At 43.3% G+C, this 22,916-nt stretch carries 15 protein-coding genes; 5 read left to right on the top strand and 10 right to left on the bottom strand.

Annotated features, from left to right (window positions below):
- Window positions 1-12 precede the first annotated feature (12 nt).
- From lpxK to rsmG, 7 genes are all read right to left on the bottom strand, one after another.
- Complete coding sequence (gene lpxK / locus JFC08_RS10515; protein WP_198330647.1) at window positions 13-1,140, bottom strand: tetraacyldisaccharide 4'-kinase; 1,128 nt, start codon at window positions 1,138-1,140, stop codon at window positions 13-15.
- A gap of 85 nt (window positions 1,141-1,225) precedes the next feature.
- A complete protein-coding gene (gene msbA, locus JFC08_RS10510; protein WP_227697735.1) occupies window positions 1,226-3,013 on the bottom strand; it encodes a lipid A export permease/ATP-binding protein MsbA in 1,788 nt (595 codons plus the stop codon).
- A 94-nt stretch (window positions 3,014-3,107) separates the two neighbouring features.
- Window positions 3,108-3,539 carry an ExbD/TolR family protein gene (locus JFC08_RS10505; protein ID WP_025651795.1) on the bottom strand — a complete coding sequence of 144 codons (432 nt, stop codon included), beginning with the start codon at window positions 3,537-3,539 and terminating at the stop codon, window positions 3,108-3,110.
- A gap of 72 nt (window positions 3,540-3,611) precedes the next feature.
- Window positions 3,612-4,337, bottom strand: coding sequence for a MotA/TolQ/ExbB proton channel family protein (locus JFC08_RS10500; protein ID WP_198330646.1), 726 nt, complete (start codon window positions 4,335-4,337; stop codon window positions 3,612-3,614).
- Between the two features lie 85 nt (window positions 4,338-4,422).
- Window positions 4,423-5,568 carry a ParB/RepB/Spo0J family partition protein gene (locus JFC08_RS10495; RefSeq protein ID WP_198330645.1) on the bottom strand — a complete coding sequence of 382 codons (1,146 nt, stop codon included), beginning with the start codon at window positions 5,566-5,568 and terminating at the stop codon, window positions 4,423-4,425.
- Window positions 5,569-5,725: 157 nt separating this feature from the next.
- Window positions 5,726-6,505, bottom strand: coding sequence for a ParA family protein (locus tag JFC08_RS10490; RefSeq protein ID WP_198330644.1), 780 nt, complete (start codon window positions 6,503-6,505; stop codon window positions 5,726-5,728).
- A 225-nt stretch (window positions 6,506-6,730) separates the two neighbouring features.
- Window positions 6,731-7,447: a 16S rRNA (guanine(527)-N(7))-methyltransferase RsmG gene (gene rsmG, locus JFC08_RS10485; RefSeq protein ID WP_198330643.1), complete on the bottom strand. Its 717-nt coding sequence runs from the start codon at window positions 7,445-7,447 to the stop codon at window positions 6,731-6,733.
- A 372-nt stretch (window positions 7,448-7,819) separates the two neighbouring features.
- Here rsmG and JFC08_RS10480 point away from each other — a divergent pair, with 372 nt between their 5' ends.
- The 3 genes from JFC08_RS10480 to JFC08_RS10470 all read left to right on the top strand — a co-directional run bounded on the left by JFC08_RS10480 (window position 7,820) and on the right by JFC08_RS10470 (window position 12,683).
- Entirely contained in the window at window positions 7,820-10,663 is a 2,844-nt protein-coding gene (locus tag JFC08_RS10480; protein WP_198330642.1) for an ATP-binding protein, read from the top strand.
- Window positions 10,664-10,828: 165 nt separating this feature from the next.
- On the top strand, window positions 10,829-11,947 hold the full coding sequence (locus JFC08_RS10475) for a helix-turn-helix transcriptional regulator (protein WP_198330641.1): 1,119 nt from the start codon (window positions 10,829-10,831) through the stop codon (window positions 11,945-11,947).
- A gap of 88 nt (window positions 11,948-12,035) precedes the next feature.
- Entirely contained in the window at window positions 12,036-12,683 is a 648-nt protein-coding gene (locus JFC08_RS10470; protein WP_198330640.1) for a TerD family protein, read from the top strand.
- A 113-nt stretch (window positions 12,684-12,796) separates the two neighbouring features.
- Here the strand turns inward: JFC08_RS10470 and JFC08_RS10465 are convergent, their stop codons facing one another.
- Window positions 12,797-13,780: an ion transporter gene (locus JFC08_RS10465; RefSeq protein WP_087814355.1), complete on the bottom strand. Its 984-nt coding sequence runs from the start codon at window positions 13,778-13,780 to the stop codon at window positions 12,797-12,799.
- Between the two features lie 842 nt (window positions 13,781-14,622).
- Between JFC08_RS10465 and JFC08_RS10460 the strand changes: the two genes are divergently transcribed.
- Complete coding sequence (locus tag JFC08_RS10460; RefSeq protein ID WP_109590148.1) at window positions 14,623-15,264, top strand: OmpW/AlkL family protein; 642 nt, start codon at window positions 14,623-14,625, stop codon at window positions 15,262-15,264.
- Between the two features lie 228 nt (window positions 15,265-15,492).
- Here JFC08_RS10460 and JFC08_RS10455 read toward each other — a convergent pair whose 3' ends face one another.
- Both JFC08_RS10455 and aceE read right to left on the bottom strand, forming a co-directional pair.
- Window positions 15,493-17,217: a 2-oxo acid dehydrogenase subunit E2 gene (locus tag JFC08_RS10455; protein WP_198330639.1), complete on the bottom strand. Its 1,725-nt coding sequence runs from the start codon at window positions 17,215-17,217 to the stop codon at window positions 15,493-15,495.
- A 25-nt stretch (window positions 17,218-17,242) separates the two neighbouring features.
- Complete coding sequence (gene aceE, locus JFC08_RS10450) at window positions 17,243-20,056, bottom strand: pyruvate dehydrogenase (acetyl-transferring), homodimeric type (protein WP_198330638.1); 2,814 nt, start codon at window positions 20,054-20,056, stop codon at window positions 17,243-17,245.
- 630 nt (window positions 20,057-20,686) lie between these two features.
- On the opposite strand from aceE, the gene JFC08_RS10445 reads away from it, so the two are divergent.
- Complete coding sequence (locus JFC08_RS10445) at window positions 20,687-22,693, top strand: prealbumin-like fold domain-containing protein (protein ID WP_198330637.1); 2,007 nt, start codon at window positions 20,687-20,689, stop codon at window positions 22,691-22,693.
- The last annotated feature ends 223 nt before the right edge of the window (window positions 22,694-22,916 follow it).

The raw sequence follows: 22,916 nt of genomic DNA, 5'->3' as shown, positions 1-22,916 counted from the left end.
CGGTTTAAAACATCATCTGTTATTAGTATTGGTACTGTTATCGTTTGCGATATCAATACCTAGCTTTTTTAGCTGCTGCTGCAGATTATCATAACAGCTGTCAGAGAGTTCGGCGGTTACTGGCAGTACCCATAGTCTGTTTATCAGCGTTTGATATTCATTATTCAGCGCTTTATCAGTAGTGGCTTTCGATAGCAACGCTCTCATTTTTACCGCATCTTTACTGGTGACTACGATTGGATATTCGGTATACTGCAATAATTCCGCCAACTCAAAATCATAATGATCAGGATAAGCATGTCCAACGACATCGAAGCCTAGCGAACTTAAAGTATCAAAAAACCGCTGCGGATAACCAATACCGCTCACCGCATGCACTCTACAACCCTTTTTAGGCGCATCAATTTGAGAATAGGATAAAGTAGGCTGCCATAAGAGTTGCAGAGCATTCGCCTCTAAGTGCATTGTCAAACGATGGGCTCGGTACAGATTGCTATTATCTTTTTTATTGTCCACTGAATCTGTTGTTAGTGGTTCATGGTAGATGACAGTTGCACCTTGCAACCGCGACATGGGTTCACGTAAAAACCCTGTTGGCAGGAGTTGCTGATTACCAAAGCCCCGTGCTGAATCGACCACAATCCATTCAATGTCACGTTGCAGTGCATAATGCTGCAAGCCATCGTCGGCAATAATGAATTGCAAGTCAGGATGAGCAGCTAACAAGGTTATAATCGCTTGCTTACGATCAGGACATACTGCCGTGGGTGCATTTGTCATATTGACAATCAAACAAGGCTCATCCCCTACCACGTTTGGCAAACTGGCGCCATCGACCAAAGCGGGCATTTGACTGGTGTCGCCACCGTAACCACGGCTGATAACCCCTACCTTTATTCCGCGTTCTTGCAAATAATCAACCAAGGCAATAATCAATGGTGTTTTGCCACTACCGCCCACGCTAATATTGCCGATCACCATAACAGGAACAGGCGCACGATAACTTGCTAACAGCCCAGCTTTATAAGCTTGACGACGCAGCGTGGTGATAAGTCCGTACAACCAACTAATAGGTAGCAATAGCCATAGCCAAGCGGCTTGACGTTGCCAGGCACGCGTCACTGTCGTTTCAATACTCATGATAATTGACCACTTACCTATTCAGCTAAACTTTAACTTAGCACGATTTGAACGTCAAAGCTGCTCAAAGAATAGTCCGATAATTTTATTCAAAATCGCGTTCATACATTTGCGCATAATGACCTTGCAATTGCATAAGCTCATCGTGCGTGCCTAACTCGACGATTTGACCGCTGTCTAACACGGCGATACGATCGGCTGATTCAATGGTGGTCAGTCGATGTGCAATGACTAACGTGGTACGATCTTTCATCACATTATCAAGTGCTTGCTGAATGTAATACTCTGATTCATTGTCTAACGCACTGGTTGCTTCATCTAAAATTAGAATCGGCGCATCTTTTAATAGCGCACGAGCAATCGATAAGCGCTGACGCTGCCCGCCAGACAGCTGCAAACCTTCAGCACCGATTTCACTTTGATAGCCGTTTGGCATTTTCATAATAAAATCATGAGCAAAGGCATCTTTTGCGGCGCGCTCAACCTCAGCCTGGGTTTTATTGGCTAAGCCACCATAAGCAATATTGTTAAATACCGTGGTATTGAACAGAACTACTTGTTGATTGACCATCGCAATCTGCGCCCGTAAGCTCTCAAGCTTAATGTCTTCAATCGGTATACCATCCAAGGTAATTTGCCCAGAAGAGGTCGATAAGGTGCGCGTCAGTAAATTTACTAAAGATGACTTACCAGCACCACTTCGCCCTACCAATGCAACCGTCTCACCCGCTCTTACATCTAACGTAAAGTCACGCAAAGCGACCGTTGAGTCAGGATAAATCAGACTGACATTGTCCAGCTTGATTTCGCCCGTCAGAGCAGGGCTAAGCACACCAGTATCTGTTTCTTCTGGCTCATCTAACAAGGCAAAAATAGACTCACCTGCCGCGATACCTTTTTGCAGTTTTTGATTGATGTCAGTCAATGAGCGTACCGGCTTGCTGAGCAAACCTGCAGCCGCGATATATGAGATAAACTCACCCGCTGAGATATTGTCTATCACCGATGGGCGTAGTGCGAGCCACACCACAACTGACATGGCGACAGCCATTAGCAGCTGTACTGCTGGCGTATTGATACTGTTGGTCACCACGACCTTCATGCCTTGGCGTAAGTTCTTTTTCGATGTTTTATCGAAGCGTGCGGCTTCGTATGCTTGACCGCCATAGTTTTTGACAACCTGATAGCCACCAATCACTTCATTGGTAATATGGCTGACATCACCCATCGTCTCCTGAATACCTTTGGACAATTTTAGATAACGCTTTGAGGCGATGCGAATAAGCCACAATATTGGCGGTAGCACAACGAATAAAATCAACGTCAAACGCCAATTGCTATAAAGCAAGAAACCTATCAAAGCGACGACTGTCAGACCATCCCGCAGTAGCGTCTTCATAGAGTCTGTACTAGCTGCGGTGACTTGCTCAACATCAAATATCAGCTTGGATGAAATGGTACCAGCAGGATTGGCTAAGTAAAAAGAGCTTGGCAGACGAAGCAATTTATTAAAGACTTCCACTCGCAGCTCATATACCAAATTACGTGAGACCAGAGCAGAATAATAATTACCCAAAAAGCTACCAACACCGCGGACAAAAAACAGACCAATGATCAATAATGGAAATAAATCCTGTTTGCTTTGATCGTTCTGATTAATGGCATCGGTGATGTATTGAAGTAATTTGGCAATCCAAATCTCTGTCGCCGCATTAATTGCAAAGCCCAACACAGTAAGCATTAATGCCCACCAGTATGGTTTTAAATAACTCAGCAAACGCAGCAAGGTCTTATGTTTAGGTATGTTTGACGGCTCTGCTGATAATTTTTTAGCAGCAGTTTTTGCAGAGTCAGGTTGATATGCTTGGCTCATAAAAGCCTCAATTTGGGGGTCATAACATGAATGGACTGCGTTAAAATCACAGTTTTATAAGAGCATCTATCAATGGCACTAAAGTAGCTATAGGCTACTGCGGTAACGGCTGACCAAGTGGCACGACCGTACTGATATTAAGATTCAAAAATCCCAGTTTACCCGCAATGTCCATCACTCGCACAACCGATTGATGGGTGGCATTGGCATCCGCAGCAATAACAAATAGCATGTCACGATTACTACCAGCTTCTTGTTGTAGCATACTGGTCAACTCTGCCTCATTACTACTGGCAAGCGTAATACCGTTCACCAGATAACTGCCATCTTCTTGTACTGCCACTTCGATACTGTTTTTCTCTTCTGTCAGCGCGACACCTTCAGCTTCAGGAAGAATAATATTTAAACGACTAAAATGATTAAACGATGTTGCCAGCAGCAAAAACACAATCAAAAACAACAAGCAGTCAATCATCGGGGTCAAGTTAATTTCGAGCGGCTCAACAGTCGGTTTTCTAAAGCGCATATCACTCTCTTTAATTTACTGAATACTCATGTGCTTGATGGATTATTAGGGCGTGCTGAACAGTCACAAATACTAAGAAGTGACGGCAACACCATTATTTGAGCTTAATGCATCCTCGTGATCTACAACGTCATCCGATGGCGCACGATGTGCAGGCACATTCAAACCAGCAGTAGACGTATTTTCCAGCAAATGATAATCATACAACTCTTGAATCATGAGTCCCGCTTGCGTCTCAAACTGGGCATTAATATCGATAATACGGCGCTGAAAATAACGATAGGCAACCAGTGCTGGAATAGCCACGATCATACCAGCAGCAGTCGTAATCAACGCTTGTGACACACCAGCAGCAAGCATCGTTGGGTCTTGCATCGCCCCATCGGTAATCGCCAAAAACGACGAAATAATGCCTAACACCGTGCCTAACAAACCGAGTAGTGGCGCAATCGCCCCTATGGTCCCAAGCATATTTATGTTTTTTTCTAACTGATGCACTTGTACGCTAGCACGGTTTTGCATATGCATCGTCATCGAGTCTAAGCCATATTGACGATACAGTAGCCCTGTCGCTAAAATATCTCCCAAAGGTGTTTTTTCTTTGACATTCATCAACTGTGTACGACCAATATCCCCATTCTCACGTAATCGCGTGATTAGCTGTTCGCGCAATCTACTCGGGGCAACTTTATTAAACTGTAAGGTATGACTACGCTCGATGATGATAACCAATGCCAATATTGAGCACACCACGATAGGTGTCATCAACCAACCACCCGCTTTTACCAACTCCCACATATTGACTCTCTTTTATATTTTTATAAAAATAGCGGTTATCAAAATATCTTAAATTTACAGCATCATGACAAACTCATTAGCGATATCAAGCCTGTGCTTCTATGTGCTTAATTAAAGCTGCTAACTGATCTTGGTTATGGAAAAATATCTCAACACTACCTTGACCATCTTTTTTGTGTTTGAGTTTGACTTCAGCCCCTAACATATCTGTCAGTCTTTGCGTCAAGCGCTCAACCTCACGAGATTGCGTTTGCTCAGCACGATTGGCTTTCGGTGCAGGCTGCAAGATCGATTTAACCAACTTTTCAGCGTCGCGTACCGTCATACCGCCGTCGATAATTTTTTGCGCGATAATCGGCTGCTGCTCAGAGGATAATGCCAAAAGCGTGCGCGCATGACCCATATCTAGGGCGCTATTTGCCAAATGATCTTTGACGGTATCATGCAGCTGATTGAGACGCAGCAGGTTCGATACGGTGGTGCGCGCCTTGCCAACGACTTCGGCAATCATCGCATGACTCATACCAAATTCAGTATGAAAACGTTGTAATGCGGCGGCCTGCTCAATCACAGACAAGTCTTCACGCTGGATATTTTCAATCAAGGCCAGTGCGATGGCAAGCTCATCCGATAAAGCACGTTCAATCGCTGGAATGACAGATTTTCCTGCCATTTTTGCCGCACGCCAGCGACGCTCACCAGCGATGATCTCATGGGTAACGAATGCTTCACTCTTGTCTTCATTGGCCAATAACGGACGGATAACGATCGGTTGCATGACACCGTGCTGCTCAATCGAAGACGCCAGCTCTGCAAGCGCTGTTTCACTCATATCACGGCGTGGCTGATACTTACCCGCTTGCAAACGCGTGACATCTATTTGCACCAAGCTGATCTGGTCTTCAGAGGCAATGGCATCTGTTCCATTAACACGACTTTTATTAGCCGTACCTTTGTTTATCGTGCGCGGCGACCGTGTGGTTCGACTGCTGGCAGTGGTGTCAGAGGCAATAGGTTTGGTCGTTGGTTTTTCACTGGTCTCATTACTATCAGATTTAGCAGGTGTGCTAATATTTAATCTATCAGCGTTAAGCGTTTCAGCTGGCAAAGTACTCTCACGCGCCGCCATGTCGTCTTGCAAGGCAGAGGCGGTGATTTGCTTTTCTTTTTTGATTGACCCCAATAAGGCATCTAAGCCTCGATTGGCAGCCAACCCTCTTTTCTTCGCCATGATTACCTATCCTCTAACGCTAAAATAAAAGCCAAATAATTATTAATACAGCTTACTCATTACTCATAAATACAATATTCAATGTTCAACATCTGTTTGCACGATTTTTCTTGCAGTCTATCATTGGTGCTAAAAAACATGCATACATGCATGCATATTAGTCACTTTGTTTCATGACTTCAGCCGCCAATTTTTGATAAGCGCGCGCACCTTTTGACCATCTCTCATAAGCGATAACTGGCAAACCATGTGCTGGCGCTTCTGCCAAGCGAATATTTCTTGGAATATGAGTTTTATACATAATATCGCCAAAGTGCGCTTCAAGCTCGGCAGACACATCGCGAGCCAGTGTATTGCGTGCATCAAATAATGTTCTCACCACGCCGCGGATATATAGCTTTGGATTCAATTCCGTCAAGCGCTCAATCGTCTGCGACAAATCAGCCAAGCCTTCTAGTGCATAGTATTCACACTGCATCGGAATAATGACGCTGTCTGTAGCAACTAACGCATTAATCGTCAGCAAATTCAAGCTGGGTGCACAGTCTATAACCACATAATCGTAAGCAGGTTTGTTAGCAGCTAGCTGATCATTGACCAATGCCACCATTGCTGTCTTAAACAGCTCATGACTATTGGTCTTGTTCATTAGGGTGATATCCATGCCTGCCAAATCACGATTGGCACCGATCACATCAAACCCCGCCGGACTGGTAACAATAGCATCAGACAGCGACACCCCATCCAATAATACGTCAGCGATAGTTAGCCCAAGCTCGTTTTTATCAACACCCGTACCACTGGTCGCATTACCCTGTGGGTCTAAGTCAATCAGCAGTACATGCTTGCGCTTCGCAGCCAAGCTGGCGGTCAAATTTACTGCCGTCGTGGTTTTGCCCACGCCGCCTTTTTGATTCGCAATTGCTATGATTTCCATACACTCACTCAATTTAATTAGGGTCTATTACTGTTATTTTACTTTTGGCTTACACAATCAATTTTTCGCTAAACTTTGCATAGCATCATACTCATAAGCGTAAACAATACGAGTACCTCTATATAATTAGCGCGATCTGTATCACCATATTTTGAATATCTTGCCATTCAAATATCAACAAAACCATGTGTCACCGACATGTATCACTTAAAAGGTGTTCATAGCTTAGACATTTTTATAGGACAATTCAATTAAATGACGACTATCGTGTAAACGAGGCACTTTAAGTTTAATCGTCTTAACATGCCAGTCATTGTCCAGCGCTTGTAGTTCTTCGTCGCTTGGCGCTTTGCCTTTCATCGCGCATAGGTAACCGTTATCTGCTAAGCGCGGCTGAGCCACTTCGACAAAATCGATCAAACTGGCAAAGGCTCTAGAAGTCACAACGTCATAGCTGGCTTCATGCGCCTCGATACGAGAAGCAATTGGCTGCATATTATTCAAGCCAAGCTCACTGCTGATTTGCTTAATAAAACGAATTTTTTTCTGATTACTATCAAGTGCGGTGCATTGACGCTCTGGCTGACAAATCGCAATAATAACCGCTGGCATCCCTGCTCCTGTGCCAATATCTAACAGTGACCCTGACGGTAAATGCGTTATAATAGCCAAACAATCAATTATATGTTTGATTAAAGCCTCTTCTGGATCAGTGATGGCGGTCAGATTATACGCTTTATTCCACAACAAAAGCTGGTCTAAGTACAATAATAATGTGCGCTGCTGCGTCTCACTCAAGGATAGCTTGAGCTCATTGATCGCTTGTGCCAAGGTATTCGCCAGCGCTGGCAACTGTGCGCCAAGCTTTACAAAGCCAGTCGGATCAATACGGATATTGCCCGTGTTAGCAGAGGATGAAGATGTTTTAGTAAAGTCTGACATACAACGAGTTATCCAGTTTTGACATGTGAACCGTCTATTTTATCATGCAGTCTGCCCATTGAATAGTTGCAGATTGCGCCAATGTGAGACATCTTATACTATCTGAGCCTATATTGAGGCGTTATTGTTCTTTAATCGCCTTAAATGGATAATGAATGATTGCTTATATAGGCGTTTTTAACAAAGCCTGCTAATGATACAAAACGGCTTTTAATGATTTATTTAAAATACCGTTTTATCTTGTAAGATGTTTTTATGAACGATGCAAATTAACTAGAAAAAACTAAGTATTAGCACTCATTAGTAAACTTAATAACACTTAATAGCACTTAATAACCACGCCACTTTCCACAAACGATATAATTTATACCTATGACCAAACAGCCACACATCCCTACCTCTCAATTATCAAGAGACGCTAATAAAAAAGACGCTAATAATATGGCAACACCCATCATTGAATTAAAAAGTACCAAATCAGCAACACCGAATACACCGCATCCATGCTTTATTGATATCAAGCAGCGCTGCCTAGTCACCGCTGAGCAATTAAAGCGCTATAGCGACCCTGATGAATTGCCCTCGGATACCCGCACGGCACCAGATCTAGACGTTGGCTTTGGTCAACAGCGTGCACTAAAAGCCTTACAAACAGCTTTAGATATCAAAGCCAGTGGCTATCATGTGTTTGCTGCTGGTGAAAATGGCTTGGGCAAACGCACCGTCATCAGCCGCTTGCTAACGCGTATTGCCGCCGATGCACCCACACCTGACGACTGGGTATATGTGCATAATTTCACCGATCCACGTACCCCTTTAGCGCTGCGACTACCTGCGGGGCAAGCCTCCTTATTGCAGCAGCAAGTCAATCATTTATGGCAACAAGCCAAAAAAAGATTGAGCCAACGCTTTCGTAGTGACCAATATCAAAGCAAAATCGAAGCCATCAAAAATGACACACATCAAAAAGAAAGTCAGGCTTATGATGTGCTCAATGCGGAAGGCAAACAATATGATTTGGCATTGACGTTTCGCTCCTTTGATAATAAAGCGGTGTTTGTACATCCCAGTCAACTTGCGACAGAAATTAGTGGTAGTGATGACAAATCATCTGCTAGCTATAAAAGTAAATCCGTGAGCGATGATAGTAGCAAAGCGAGCATTCCTAGCACCGAGTATAACGATCCTACGAATGCAGAGCAGGATAAAAACAATACTGAATACGGCAATAGTGAATACGAAGCTGAGTTAAATAACTTTGTTCAAAAAAACCATATGCAAAAACGCTTAAGTCAGTTGACCATCGCGTTAGAGCAGTTAGAGGACGAAGCCAATGATGCGATAGAAGCCCTACATCGCAATATTGCACGTCGTGCACTGCAACCTTTATTTGCCCCTGTTTATGAGCAATTTGCCAGTCACCCACTGGTCATTGACTATCTCAAGACCGTATTTGCCGACATGGTTACGCATGTCGAGCGCATCGTCAATGGTGATGACGAAGAATTTGTGACAGCAGTTTTGGCCACAACCCCAAGTCGCTATGCGGTCAACGTCATTGTCAGTCACACGCCGGACGACGGTGCACCCGTCATCTTCGAGGACTTGCCAACGCATTTGAACTTGTTGGGTCATGTCGAGCAAATCACCCAATTGGGCACGGTCACCACTGATGTCAGTATGATTCGAGCAGGTGCTCTGCACCGTGCCAATGGTGGTTACTTACTATTAGAAGCGAGTCACTTACTTGAGCATCCGTATGCTTGGCAGGGTCTCAAGCGCGCGCTACAATCACGCAAAATCAAACTCTCAAGCCTTGAACAAATGCTGACCTTAACAGGCAGCTTATCGTTAGCACCTGCCCCCATTGACCTTGATGTTAAAGTGATTTTGCTTGGTGAAGCAGATTTATATTATGAGCTGTTAGAGCTTGAACCTGAGTTTGATGCGGTATTTAAAGTACGTGCAGATTTTCACGATGATGTGCCTCGCAGCAGTGAACACGAATTGGCGTTAGTCGCAAAAATGGCTGACATCATTGACTACGCCAATCTCTACCCGTTTGATCGTAGTGCGCAAGCTGCCCTACTTGAGCATTTAAGCTTACAAGCAGAAGACCAAGACCGCTTAAGCTTGCACAGTGATTTATTAATCAAGCTATTGCATGAGTCTAACCGCCACGCGCATTTAAGCGGAAAAAACATTGTTAATGCCTATCATGTCACACAAGCCATCGATGATATGGACGAGCGTTCAGGATACCTGCGTGACCTCTATTGGGATGAGCTCAAAAACGGTCAGCAGCTTATTCAAACCACAGGCAGCGCTGTCGGACAAGTCAATGCACTGACAGTGGTCAGCTATGCCGATAGCGAGTTTGGCATGCCCGCCCGCCTGACTGCCGTCATTCAACCAAATATCGGTACGGGTGAGATTCTCGATATCGAGCGTGATGTAGATTTGGGCGGTAGTTTACACGCCAAAGGCATGCTGATTATGACCAGCTATTTGCGCGCATTATTCAGCCAACATCATGCACTCAACTTTAGTGCTTCACTCGCTTTTGAACAAAGCTACGCCCATATCGATGGCGATAGTGCTACCGTCAGCGAAGGCTGTGCGCTGCTATCTGCCTTAGCAAACGTACCGATTGATCAATCATTTGCCATTACTGGCTCTATGAACCAATTGGGCGAAGTGCAAGCGGTTGGCGGTATCAACTCTAAAATCGCCGGATTCTTTGATGCATGCCGCGAGCAAGAATTGACTGGGCAGCAAGGCGTGGTCATTCCAATGGCCAATGTCAAACAGCTCATGCTGCGTGACGACATCATTGCTGCCGTCAAAGCGAACGAATTTCATATTTATGGTGTCTATACACTGAGCGAAGCATTGACGCTGATGACTGGTTTGCCTATCGATACCCTGAACAAGAAAGGTCGCTATCGTAAAGACACGTTGTTTGGCAAAGTTTTAAGTCGTCTGATGTTATGGGATGAAAATCAAGATAACAATGACGATGGTATTGATGATAAAAAGTCCAAAAAGAAAGATAAAAAAAAGCAAAAAGAAAAACGTCAAAAAAAATGGGACAAGAAAAAAAAGGAAAAACACAAAGACAAGGCGGAGCACAACGAAGTCGTTATAAATGATGATCAAGGCATCAATCAGGGTATTGATAACAATGCCACTAAAACACCCATTGACGCCATATAAGCTGATTTATAGTGAAATTTAACTGTACCAAAACCAATCAATAAATCAATGTAGTAATTGAAGACATGTCCTAGACGCTACGATGCTTTTCTGCGATGATGAATGGTTAATATTCCGCTAAGCTATACAAAAGCCAACTCGTAATTTCATAAAGGTTATTGCTTAATGACTGTACATTCGACTGACGCCGACCACTCCCATGCTCAAATAAACTCTGTTGAGCAAGCTAATACTGTAGCGGCAGCGGACAGTCATGTCTCAGGAGATAACAACGATAATCGCCATGGCGCGGCGACGACGGCGCGCCAGTGGCAAGTACTATCGCAACTACAGCGCAACCGCTGGGTGGGCACAACCCATATCTACGAGCAGCTGATGATGGCAGGCTTTGACATCAGCTTGCGTACTGTTCAACGCGACTTAAATGCGCTGGCAAAACGCTTTCCCATAGAAAAAAATAACGCCAACCCACAAGGCTGGCGCTGGCGTGATGACGCGCCACTCCAAAGCTTACCGCACATGAATCTATCGCAAGCAGTCGCCTTTAATATGGTTGAAGCCAATCTAACTCAGCTACTACCACCCGTTATTTTAGATGAATTATTTCCATGGTTTGACTTGGCAAGGCGGCAGCTAAAAAACAGTAAAGTCACCCATTCATGGATCGACAGAGTGCGTATCGAGCCTGCCACTCAGCCACTAATCGCACCGCATATTGACTTGGATAGCAAAGACAATATTTACCATGCGCTATTTTATCAATTACAAATCAAAGCCAGCTATACCCGCAGCAATAAATCACAGGCCAGTGAATATCTTTTGAATCCCATCGCTATTATCCAGCGCGGTGTGATTATTTATCTGCTGGCAACTCGTACTGATGATCCAAAATTTACCATTCGTACCTTTGCCCTACATCGATTTGCTAGCGTTGACATTCTCGAAAGCGCCGCACAAACACCTGAGAGTTTCCAACTCGATACTTATTTGGATGCTGGTGGTATGGGCTTTAGCCACCCCTTATTCGGTGAGCTGCCTAATCATGGCAAAAACACCGCTATTGAGCTACAATTCACCAAACAAGCGGGCAAAAGCCTGACTGAAAGCAAGCTCAGTGACGATCAAACTGTTACGTTGGATGATGACACGCTGACCATTCAAGCCACCGTTAACCTAACTTCACAACTGGTTTGGTGGTTGCGTGGTTTTGGCAATGGTTTATTGAATGCCAAACCAGCATTGTTACATCAAGCCGTATTGGATAAGTTTTTTGATCATAAATAACAACTGCGAGTAATGGTGCTCAAATTTAACCGTATTCAGACGATTACCACTATTTAAAAATAAAGAACGAAAATAGATAAGGAATGTTATGCCGACCACTGCCTCATTGCCGTTACTGTCAGACAGTTTAAGAGGACTGGGCTTAGACGCGGGAACCTTATTTTTTGCGCTAAACTATGAATTTACCAAGATTGAGCCAAAAGGCATGTTTAAGCGCTTTAAAAAAAACCAGAGTGCTATTGATATTGATTTGGCTTGCGTACTATATGACGACAATTGCACCATCAGTGATATCGTTTGGTTCAAACAATTGCGCGATAAAGCGGAATCAGTGAAACATCAAGGCGACAGTCTCAATGGCAAAGATCGCGGCGAACAAGCGATGTATTTGGCGCCTCTTGACCAAGAGCAAATCAGGCTTTACTTAGAGAAAATTCCAGCACATATCACCCACATTGCTATGATAGCCAACTCTTACCACGGTCATCCGTTTTCAAGAGTCAAAAAAGGCGAGATTCATCTAAGCGATGATGAAGGCAATCGATGCTTTGAAGTCAATCTAAAGCAACTGCCACGTGATTGCACGACGCTGTGGGTGGCACATTTACGCCGAGAAGTGGATGATTGGCATCTCACACTGCAAAACTTACCCCTTTCTGCCGAAGATTTAGCAACGGCGGCGCAGCAAGTCGCCCATGAATTGGCACGTGCACTACCCATTCCACAAGCTATCTAAATACCATAAAATATCTGTTTATTGCTAATAAAAAGGGTGCAACGTTCTGATAACGTTGCACCCTTTTCTTACATATCCATTTTTTGAAACCTAAAGTAATCACTATAAAAGACTTACAGTGGCTCACCGCAATGTGGGCAAAAGTTCTTTTGTCTTTCTTCCACTTCTCTTTCGCGGCGCTCAAGCTCTTGTTCGCGTAATACCTGCAATACGATATTTTGCGCCTGCTCTTTATCCAGTCCCAGCTCACGGCGAATCTTATCGATCATCATCTGATTTTTTACCAAATCAAAATCGCTATCAATCAACTGTGCTCGAAAGTCCTGTTCAAGCTCTTCACGGCGCTGAGCAAGCTCATTTGCCAAACCAGTCGCTAAAATACCTGCAGGTAATGCCGCCAGACCCACACCTAATATGGTAATAACCGCACCCAATATTTTACCCGCATTGGTAATCGGCGTGACATCGCCATAGCCCACCGTCGTTAGCGTCACCACCGCCCACCACATCGCTTTAGGTATCGACTCAAACTCTTCTGGCTGAGCGTGGTTTTCAACCAAGTAAATGCCACTAGATGCCGTCACAATCATAATTATTAAAATGAAAATAACCGCTTGGAACGAGCCTTTTTCTTTGCTGATGACCACCAATAAGATGCGTAACGAAGCAAAATAGCGTGTCAGTTTGAGAATTCGGAATAAACGTAAAATACGTAAGAAGCGTAAATCAATCGTAACAAAGAAATTCAGGAAAGCTGGCGCAATGGCGACTAAATCAATCAACGCAGAAGGACTTTTCAACCACTCCCAGCGCTGACGCCAAGTAGTGTCATCTGGTTTTTCCTCGGCCACACTCCACAAACGCAGCAAATACTCAATAGAAAACACCACGATAGAGAAATTTTCAAACCAAGTAAAATACTCCTGATAAGGGTAATACCAACTATCAACCGACTCAGCAATGACCGCTGCTACATTGGTCATGATTAAAAATATTAAAAAGTAGTCAACGCAACGGCTAAACAGCGTATCGTGCTCATCATTTTGCAGAATATCGTAAACGAAAAGACGCAAGCGCCGTATAGATTGGAATAGCATGCCGTCCCTATGCGGTGAAACACCGGTCTTATATTAATATAATAAAGCAGTCATCACAGAATATGACATTAATGCTCGGTCACCATCAGTATTTCATACCTATCACTACTTGACGATGTAATGCTCTTAAAGCATTACTAGTGATAGGACTGGCTTATTTAGTATGAATCATGATCGGTGATTATACTAAATTTAAATAATACATGTAGGCAAACAAAATTAGCACCAGCACAATGGCGATGATAGCGAAGCGTAAGAATCGTTCGTCAGCGCGTAATTGCTCACTGATATCTTGAGCAGGCAGCAAAAATAAGTTGCATTCAGGACAGCAAGAGTCCATCCGATCTAATATCGTTACAGAACGTGCGTTTGTGCAGCGTAGAGGAGAATTACTACAATAGCCAAGCATAATATATTACCCCTCTTTTCCCACTCTCATTATTCATTCGAAAAGTAATGAGACTATCATTACCGACTCTAAGCTTTTGACATTTTAATATTCTGAAAATATCAGCGAGAGTTTAGCATCATTGACTATCGACCAAATTCTAACGCCGTACCTCTGTATAACATCAGCATGACAGAATCTAAGTCCTGCCTCACAAATGCTAACTGTTCTAAGTAATTTTTAATTACCTCGACAAATATACCTTTTACGGTAAATTTATGCCATAAAAGCCATTAATATGCGTTTAAAACCTTACAGTAAATATGGTTTTGTATTATAATGGCGTTGTAATGTTACAGGTTAGTCAATAATCATAACATTGTGTATCGGTACCTAATGTCATCCCTCGTTAGATAGCCACCGATAATCTTCTATCACGTTAAGGAATCAAATGATGAAACTACAATCCCTAGTTTTAGCCACTGCTGCTGCACTTACTATGACCACAGCATTTGCTGTACCAGCTGGTACTTGGTCTGTCGCTGCTGGCGCTCACATGGTTGATCCAAAGAGCGATAACGGTACTCTGGCAGATGGCACTATTGGTGTCGACGTAGACAGTGATGTTCAACCAACCATTAGCGGCGAATATTTCGTTGCCAATAACATTGGTATTGAATTACTAGCGGCTACACCATTCCATCATGACATTACCTTAACTGCTGGCGATGCTACTATCGATGCTAAAACTCAGCATTTACCACCGACTCTATCGGTACAGTATCACTTCGATGGCTACAACATGCCTATGAATGTGAAACCATTTGTTGGTGTTGGTGTGAACTATACAACTTTCTTTAAAGAAAAAATCTATAGCGATGCTTTCGAAAAATTAGAACTTGATGATAGCGTCGGCGTTGCTGGTCACATCGGTCTTGACATACCTTTTGCCCCAACTGAATACTTCCGTATTGATGCTCGCTATATGGACATCAAAACAGACGCCAGCGTAAAAGCTAATGGTGAGACCATTGAACTTGGTGAAGTTGACATCAGCCCTTGGGTATATGGCGTTGCTTTTGTTAAGACGTTCTAATATAACATAAAGCAATGTGAATAAAAAAAGCTGGCTTAATCGCCGGCTTTTTTGTGCTTGAAGTTTAAGCGGCAATGATTATAGATAAAAAGATTATAGATAAAAACGATTGTGCTAAAGTCATTAACTGCTAAAAATCTGGCGACCATTAGTGTCAAATTTTAATCATAAAAAAAGACCATCCTAAGACAGTCTTCTTTTTTCAGATCCTTTTAGTACAAACGATTCTTACAGCAAAATACGGCGCGGATCAGCCAGCAATGTTGCGATATAGCGGGTAAATACGGCAGCATCTGCGCCATTAATCACACGGTGATCGTAAGACAGTGACAATGGCAACATGAGACGCGGCTCAAAGCTTTGCTTCTTAGCATCCCAACGTGGCTGCATGCTTGCCTCAGACACACCTAAAATACCCACTTGAGGCCAATTTACTAATGGCGTAAAGGCAGTGCCACCCAAGTTACCTTGGCTTGATATGGTAAAGCTTGCGCCTTGCAAATCTTTAGTAGTGAGTTTTTTGTCACGCGCTTTTACCGCAAGCTCACCAATTTCAATGGCGATTTGCTTCAAGCCTTTATCCTGCACATTCTTGATAACAGGTACGATGAGACCATCATCCGTTGCCACCGCGATGCCCATATTGACACTTTTACGCAAGATAACTTGCGTATTATCGTCGCTTAAATGACTGTTAAAACGTGGATGCTGTGTTAAGGCATAGGCCGTCGCTTTGACCACGAACGCTAAAATCGTGAAGCCGATACCTTCTGCTTTCATGCTAACTTTTAACTCGCCGCGCAGTTTTTCTGTCTCAGTGATATCAGACAAATCAAACTGGGTCACTTGTGGCAACAAGGTATTGTAGTTGAGCTGCGGTATCGAGACTTTTTGTAGACGGCTAAGGTCTTGGGTTGCTGTTTCACCCCAAATCTCAACGTTGCTCATGTCAGGTAAGCTTGGCAGGCTAGCGCTGGCTACATTGCCACTGGCAGGTGCCGCTTTTTGAGTGCTTAAGCTTTCTTTAACATGCGCAAACAAGTCTTCTTTTAGAATACGATCATTTAGCGCCGAACCATTCACTTGGGTGATATCGACACCTAACTGACGCGCCAGCTTACGTACGGCTGGACCTGCATATACGTCAACCAACTTTTCATTGACCTGTGCTTCAGTCAATTTATCAGCTTGCTTACTAGCGACCGCATTAGGCGCTGACGATTTTTCTGCCTGTTTTGGCTCACCCGTTGTTTTAGCAGCAGCTTTCTCTTCTGCTTTGGCTGGTGCTGAAGGCTTTGGCTCAGCGCTATCTGATGTAGACTCACTTTCAGCAGCAGCAGCATCTGCACCACTACTTATGATAACGATAAAGTCTTGACCATTGGCAACCATATCACCAGTCTGAACTAAGATTTTTTCAATCTTGCCCGCAACTGGTGCGGGCACTTCTACCGATGCTTTATCAGATTCAATCAATAGGATTGATTGATCCGCAGTCACGATGTCACCAACACTGACCATAATCTCAGAAACTTGCGCTTCATCAACACCTAGATCAGGCAGTGCATAGGTCGTTGCCTTACCAGCGTTAGACGCAGGTTTTACACTAGACTTTGACTCAGTTGCAGCAGGCTCAGCCTTTGTTTCTGGCTTAGCATCTGCTTCTGTATCACTTGCTTGTTGCTTGTCATCAGCAGCGCTATCGTCATCACTTTCCGCACTGTCTTCTGCACTCTCAAGCTCAATCAGTACCATACCTTCGCTGACTTGATCACCAACAGCAACGCTGATTTTGGTGACTTTCCCAGCAGCGGAACTTGGTACTTCAACCGAGGCTTTGTCAGATTCTAATAGAATGATGTTGTCATCTTTTGCGATGACATCACCCACTTCTACCATAATTTCGCTGACTTCGGCGCTATCAACACCCAAATCGGGGGCTTTAATATCCATGATTTATCTCCTAGTCTTATGATTATTATTCTTTGACATCACCGTTATTAAGTAAAGTCGCATCCGCTTGATCTTCAGCTCGACCCTCATTGCTGATTTCATCATCATCTTCAGCGACAAATTCAGGGACAGGATTGGGATTGACATTACCAGGTGCTGGTGCATCAGGAGAATGATCATAATAAGGCTGTTGTTGCCATGCAGGTGGCTGATCCACATCGATGCCTAAGCTTGAAATAGCATCTTTCACCAAACGCATCTCGACTTCACCCTCATCCGCTAGGCGTTTGAGCGTCGCAACCACGATATGTGCGGCATCAACGTTGAAGAAACTACGCAAATTTTCACGGGTATCAGAACGACCGTAGCCATCTGTGCCTAAAGTCGTATAAGGACGATTGTCTGGCAACCAAGCACGGATTTGCTCCGAATAATTGCGCATATAATCCGTCGCAGCGACGACGATACCTTCATGCGGCGCTAACTGCTCAGTGACCCATGGCACCCGCTCTTCATCCATTGGATGCAAGCGATTGTAGTCATCACAGACCATACCGTCACGAGTCAACTCGTTAAAGCTGGTCACGCTCCAAACGTTGGAGGTGATATTGAACTCATCTTTTAGAATCTGCGCCGCTTTTTGTACTTCACGTAAAATAACGCCAGAACCCAATAGCTGAACTTGTGTTGAACCATTGTCTTCGAGCAAATACATACCACGCTTGATACCCTCTTCCGCGCCTTCTGGCATCTCAGGTTGCTCGTAGTTTTCGTTCATTAGCGTTAAGTAATAATAAACGCGCTCGCCTTCGCCATACATACGGCGTAGACCATCATGCATCACAACCGCTAGCTCGTAACCGAAGCAAGGATCATAAGTCACACAGTTAGGCACAACGTTAAATAGAATCTGTGAATGACCATCTTGATGCTGCAAGCCTTCGCCGTTCAAGGTGGTACGACCAGCTGTTGCACCCAGTAAGAAACCTTGTGCTTGACAATCGCCTGCCGCCCAAGCCAAATCACCCACACGTTGGAAACCAAACATCGAGTAATAGATATACATCGGAATCATCGGTAGCGCGTTCACAGAATAACTGGTTGCCAACGCAATCCACGTACTCATTGCGCCCGCTTCGTTGATACCTTCTTCTAGCATGTGACCGTCGATGGCTTCTTTATAGCCCATCAATGCTTCACTGTCTTCTGGTGTATATTTTTGACCAACCGCAGAGTAGATACCCAACTGACGGAACATACCTTCTAGACCGAAAGTACGTGCTTCATCAGGTACGATTGGCACGACACGGTCTTGGATGTCTTTGTTTTTTAGCATGGCTGACAATAAGCGCACAAATACCATGGTCGTTGATTGCTCTTTACCATTGCTGCCTTTTAATACCCGATCAAACATTGACAGTTCAGGAATATTCAATGGGATATGCCCACTGCGGCGATTTGGCAAATGACCACCTAGCGCTTCGCGGCGACCTTTAAGATACTTCATCTCTGCCGACCCTTCTTCAGGGCGATAGAATGGTAGCGTCTCTAGCTGCTCGTCAGTAAATGGTAAATCAAAGCGATCACGGAAATACATCAACGCTTCTTGATCGAGTTTCTTAATCTGATGTGATTTATTAACCGCTTGTGTTTGAGCTGATAAACCATAGCCTTTAACGGTTTTGACTAAAATAACGGTTGGCTGACCTTTGGTTTTCATCGCTTCACTGAATGCAGCATAAACTTTCATTGGATCATGACCACCACGATTCAATCGCGAGATATCCTCATCAGATAGCGCATCAGCCATCTCTTCTAACTCAGGATATTTACCAAAGAACTCTTTACGAGTGAACTCAGCTGTACGGGCTTCGTATAGCTGATACTCACCATCGACCACTTCTTCCATACGATGTTTGAGCACGCCCGTTTTATCATTGGCAAGTAAGCTGTCCCATTTACCACCCCAGATAACTTTAATCACTCGCCAGCCAGCCCCGCGGAACACAGACTCTAGCTCTTGGATAATTTTACCGTTACCACGGACTGGACCATCAAGACGCTGTAAATTACAGTTGACGACCCAGATTAGGTTATCTAGCTTTTCACGACCAGCGAGAGAAATAGCCCCTAAGCTTTCTGGCTCATCCGTTTCACCATCACCCAAGAACGTCCAAATCTTACGACCTTCTTTCTCTAGCAGACCGCGGTTTTCCATATAGCGATGTACATGGGCATGATAAATCGACATGATCGGACCAAGTCCCATCGATACGGTTGGGAACTGCCAATAATCTGGCATGAGGTACGGATGCGGATAGCTTGATAAGCCTTTGCCGCCGACTTCACGACGGAAATTATCCAGCTGATCTTCGGTCAATCGACCTTCTAAATAAGAACGCGCATAAATACCGGGTGCGGAGTGACCTTGATAATAAATCATGTCACCACCGAAATGATCGCTGGCAGCACGGAAAAAATGGTTAAAACCTGTCTCGTATAGCGTGGCACTAGAAGCGAACGTCGCTAAGTGACCACCCAAATCGTCATCATTTTTATTCGCGCGCATGACCATGGCCAATGCGTTATAGCGAATCAAAGCACGAATTTTGCGCTCAATGGTTAGGTCGCCAGGGTACATCGGTTCATCTTCAACGGCGATGGTATTGATATAAGCGGTATCAAGACGATTGAACGGCAGATCTTCTTGAACTGCCATATTGTATAAAGCTTTTAGCAGAAACTGAGCACGATCTTTGTCTGCATGTTTGATAACAGATTCAAACGCTTCCAGCCACTCTTGGGTTTCGGTGCTATCAGCATCCTTATAATAATTCATCACTATTGTCCTTTTTTATCAGTCAGTCCTGCCCGAAGACAGGATATTATTAAATCAAAGTGTTACTTCAATATTGTCGTGCGGGAATAATTTTCTCAATGACTTCCTTGTTAATTTTAAGAAGTGAGATTTATAGTAGGGTGCGGTTATGCAGCAGTATTTGACCGACTCATCATCTGGAGCAGCCTCACATAGCCAAAATAAAAACAGCGCTACTATCTATCGCATATGAACTGAGTATTTAAAAGTGGTTAGATAATAAAATGCCAACCCAAATTTTATAGTCAATTATCAAATGATAATAACTCTTTATTATAGGCTCTTATGCTGCAGTTGTTTATAGCTGTAAAGAAATGGTGATATGACAAGTATTTTTGAAATAAATAATCATTAGTTTTTTTAGAAATGTTTCAAAGAAATATAAGGATTGTTTGCTAACGAGCTAACATCTATAACCAGATATTGTAGCTGGTCATGAAATATCTGCCATTCATCCATTTCGTAGGACTTTTACGAAATTATTGCTTAATATGTTAAGTTACGTAATATATACATTAGTTTAGTTAGTGAAATAATTGAGAACTAGTTAAACGCTTATAGCAAGTTTTAGCTTCTTATAGGGATAACCATATGCATAAAATGCCATACGTTCTAAATTCAATAATTTCACAACTATTCAGTGAACATATATATCGGGTGCTGGCATTGATAGCTGCGACGGGCTTGATGTTGGCAAGTAATGTCGCATTTTCGGCTGAAGCTAGTCCCACCTGCCCCGCAGATCATGCAATGTATTATGTAGGGTCCAAAAATTTTAGCCCTGCACCTGCGGCAGCTAATAAATTGGCATTGAGTTGGACAGGAGGTGCGGGAAACACTAGCACTACCTATAACTTCAACAACAATCTCGAATTCAAACTGTCTTTTTCTGAGACTAATTTTTTAGCTGCTGGTTATCCAGAAGCCAGTAGTTTCGGTGGCGTAACTACAAATGCTATTAATATGCGCCATAGCAGCCAGTACCTTAATATAAATCACAAACTTACTGCTACTATTAACAAGCCAGTATCGAAGTATGGGTTTGTTGTGCAAGATTTAGACTCAAATGAAAATGGAAGATATACTGAATCAGTATCCCTCTTTAGCGCTGGCGGTGCTTTTAGTAACATTCTTACTGCAAACCACACATTATCAAATTCGAACCGCACCATTACAGGCAATCAATGGCCGAACTGTAGTCCTACTAATCCATGTAATTTCAATGTTGATTGGGGCTCTCAATCATTAAACACACCTTTTGTTATAACTCATGGGAACACTTATAGGTCTGCATCTACTACGACATCTACTGGCGACCATGTAGTGGGCTACTCAGACTTTTATTTTTGTCTAGCACCACCGAAACTCATTGTGAAAAAAGTATTAACTGGTACTCGTTTTAACGACAGTGATACTAAGCGTGACCAATTCAATATTAAAGTAGCTGGTGGAAAATTAACTCCTGATAGTCAAGGCTCTACAGCGTCTTTTACAACAACAGGGGCAGGTTCGACCATAACTAATGGAAGCACTGTTACCCCATTGGAATTAGCCCCAAGTACAACCTATACCATATCTGAGAATATAATAAATGGTGATGCTACTAACTATAATACTAGCTATGTCTGTAGCAATGCAACGACTGGTAGCAACTCAAGCACGCCTTCTGGAAACACAAGCTCTTTTACGTTATCAAACTTAAATTATGGTGACGAGATTACTTGCATTATTACCAACACACCAAAATCTTATAGCTTTTCAGGTGTTGTGTTTAACGACAATGGTAAAATCACAAACCCCACTAAAGATGATGTATCCGATAAATATCTAAATAACCCTCTTTACTTCAACGGTAAATACGATTCACCAACTGAATCTGGTATTCCTTTTACTACAGGTCATACTATCACCCTAAACAAATGTGCAGATGATACAAGTACAAGTACGTTTACATCTCAAACTGTGAATATAAGTGATGATGGAACCTATAGTTTCACTTTGACGCCTGCGCAGCTTGGAAGCAATACGAAGCTCTGTGCTACTCAGAATGAACCTAATAATTATACATACTCTGTGGATACTACAAGCAATTTGCGACAAATAAATATTACGACTAATACATTTAACTATCCTGATAATAACTTTGGTGATGTTATTCAAGATAATGCAGCTTTAGTGCTCTTCAAGAGTCAATATACTCACAACTGTAGCTTGACCGACCTCACGACCATTAATGTTAATTATATGGGTAGCGCCAGTACTGCTTATAGTACAAATTCCATATCTGAGATCATACCAGGACAATGTATCGCTTATAGGATTGAAGCGGTTAACCGTGGTAATGTGCCTTTGACAGATATCATTATTCGAGACACCTTACAGAAAAAAGGAGAAAATGGTGCTCTTGTAACGTCTACTTTAGCCACGCCTACACCTATCGGAGAAAACAGCGGTGTACCTTCTTTTTCTAATAGTTCAGTATCGATTGGTAATAATGGTCAAGTGCTAACTAATGGCTTCCCGCTAGGAATTACTAGCTCCGATCGCCGTCGAGCTATTCGCTTCAACACCAAATACGGCGCTACTGTGAATCCTTAGTAACTATTCCCCCTTGCTATATTATCAACTCTAAAGAATATTTTTTACTGACAAAAGCCCTATCTCTATAGATAGGGCTTTTACCGTTTGTGTACTCCAAAATACCATTTGTCGTTTTTGTGGTGAATATTTGTATTGTTTGCGTGACAATCACATTAAGGAACAATTTGAACCGCCCCGACTTTATCGGAGGCTGGTTTACTTTAGTCAGGCAGCAATGCCT

The sequence above is a fragment of the Psychrobacter cibarius genome, from assembly GCF_016107535.1.
In the GTDB taxonomy this organism is placed as follows: Bacteria; Pseudomonadota; Gammaproteobacteria; order Pseudomonadales; family Moraxellaceae; genus Psychrobacter; species Psychrobacter cibarius.
Note: the sequence above shows the minus strand (reverse complement) of the source record. Positions and strands in the feature narration are given on the sequence as shown.

Coding starts and splice junctions, on each gene's coding strand:
- lpxK (WP_198330647.1), bottom strand. CDS start 1,140: ATGAGTATTGAAACGACAGTGACGCGTGCCTGGCAACGTCAAGCCGCT.
- msbA (WP_227697735.1), bottom strand. CDS start 3,013: ATGAGCCAAGCATATCAACCTGACTCTGCAAAAACTGCTGCTAAAAAA.
- JFC08_RS10505 (WP_025651795.1), bottom strand. CDS start 3,539: ATGCGCTTTAGAAAACCGACTGTTGAGCCGCTCGAAATTAACTTGACC.
- JFC08_RS10500 (WP_198330646.1), bottom strand. CDS start 4,337: ATGTGGGAGTTGGTAAAAGCGGGTGGTTGGTTGATGACACCTATCGTG.
- JFC08_RS10495 (WP_198330645.1), bottom strand. CDS start 5,568: ATGGCGAAGAAAAGAGGGTTGGCTGCCAATCGAGGCTTAGATGCCTTA.
- JFC08_RS10490 (WP_198330644.1), bottom strand. CDS start 6,505: ATGGAAATCATAGCAATTGCGAATCAAAAAGGCGGCGTGGGCAAAACC.
- rsmG (WP_198330643.1), bottom strand. CDS start 7,447: ATGTCAGACTTTACTAAAACATCTTCATCCTCTGCTAACACGGGCAAT.
- JFC08_RS10480 (WP_198330642.1), top strand. CDS start 7,820: ATGACCAAACAGCCACACATCCCTACCTCTCAATTATCAAGAGACGCT.
- JFC08_RS10475 (WP_198330641.1), top strand. CDS start 10,829: ATGACTGTACATTCGACTGACGCCGACCACTCCCATGCTCAAATAAAC.
- JFC08_RS10470 (WP_198330640.1), top strand. CDS start 12,036: ATGCCGACCACTGCCTCATTGCCGTTACTGTCAGACAGTTTAAGAGGA.
- JFC08_RS10465 (WP_087814355.1), bottom strand. CDS start 13,780: ATGCTATTCCAATCTATACGGCGCTTGCGTCTTTTCGTTTACGATATT.
- JFC08_RS10460 (WP_109590148.1), top strand. CDS start 14,623: ATGAAACTACAATCCCTAGTTTTAGCCACTGCTGCTGCACTTACTATG.
- JFC08_RS10455 (WP_198330639.1), bottom strand. CDS start 17,217: ATGGATATTAAAGCCCCCGATTTGGGTGTTGATAGCGCCGAAGTCAGC.
- aceE (WP_198330638.1), bottom strand. CDS start 20,056: ATGAATTATTATAAGGATGCTGATAGCACCGAAACCCAAGAGTGGCTG.
- JFC08_RS10445 (WP_198330637.1), top strand. CDS start 20,687: ATGCATAAAATGCCATACGTTCTAAATTCAATAATTTCACAACTATTC.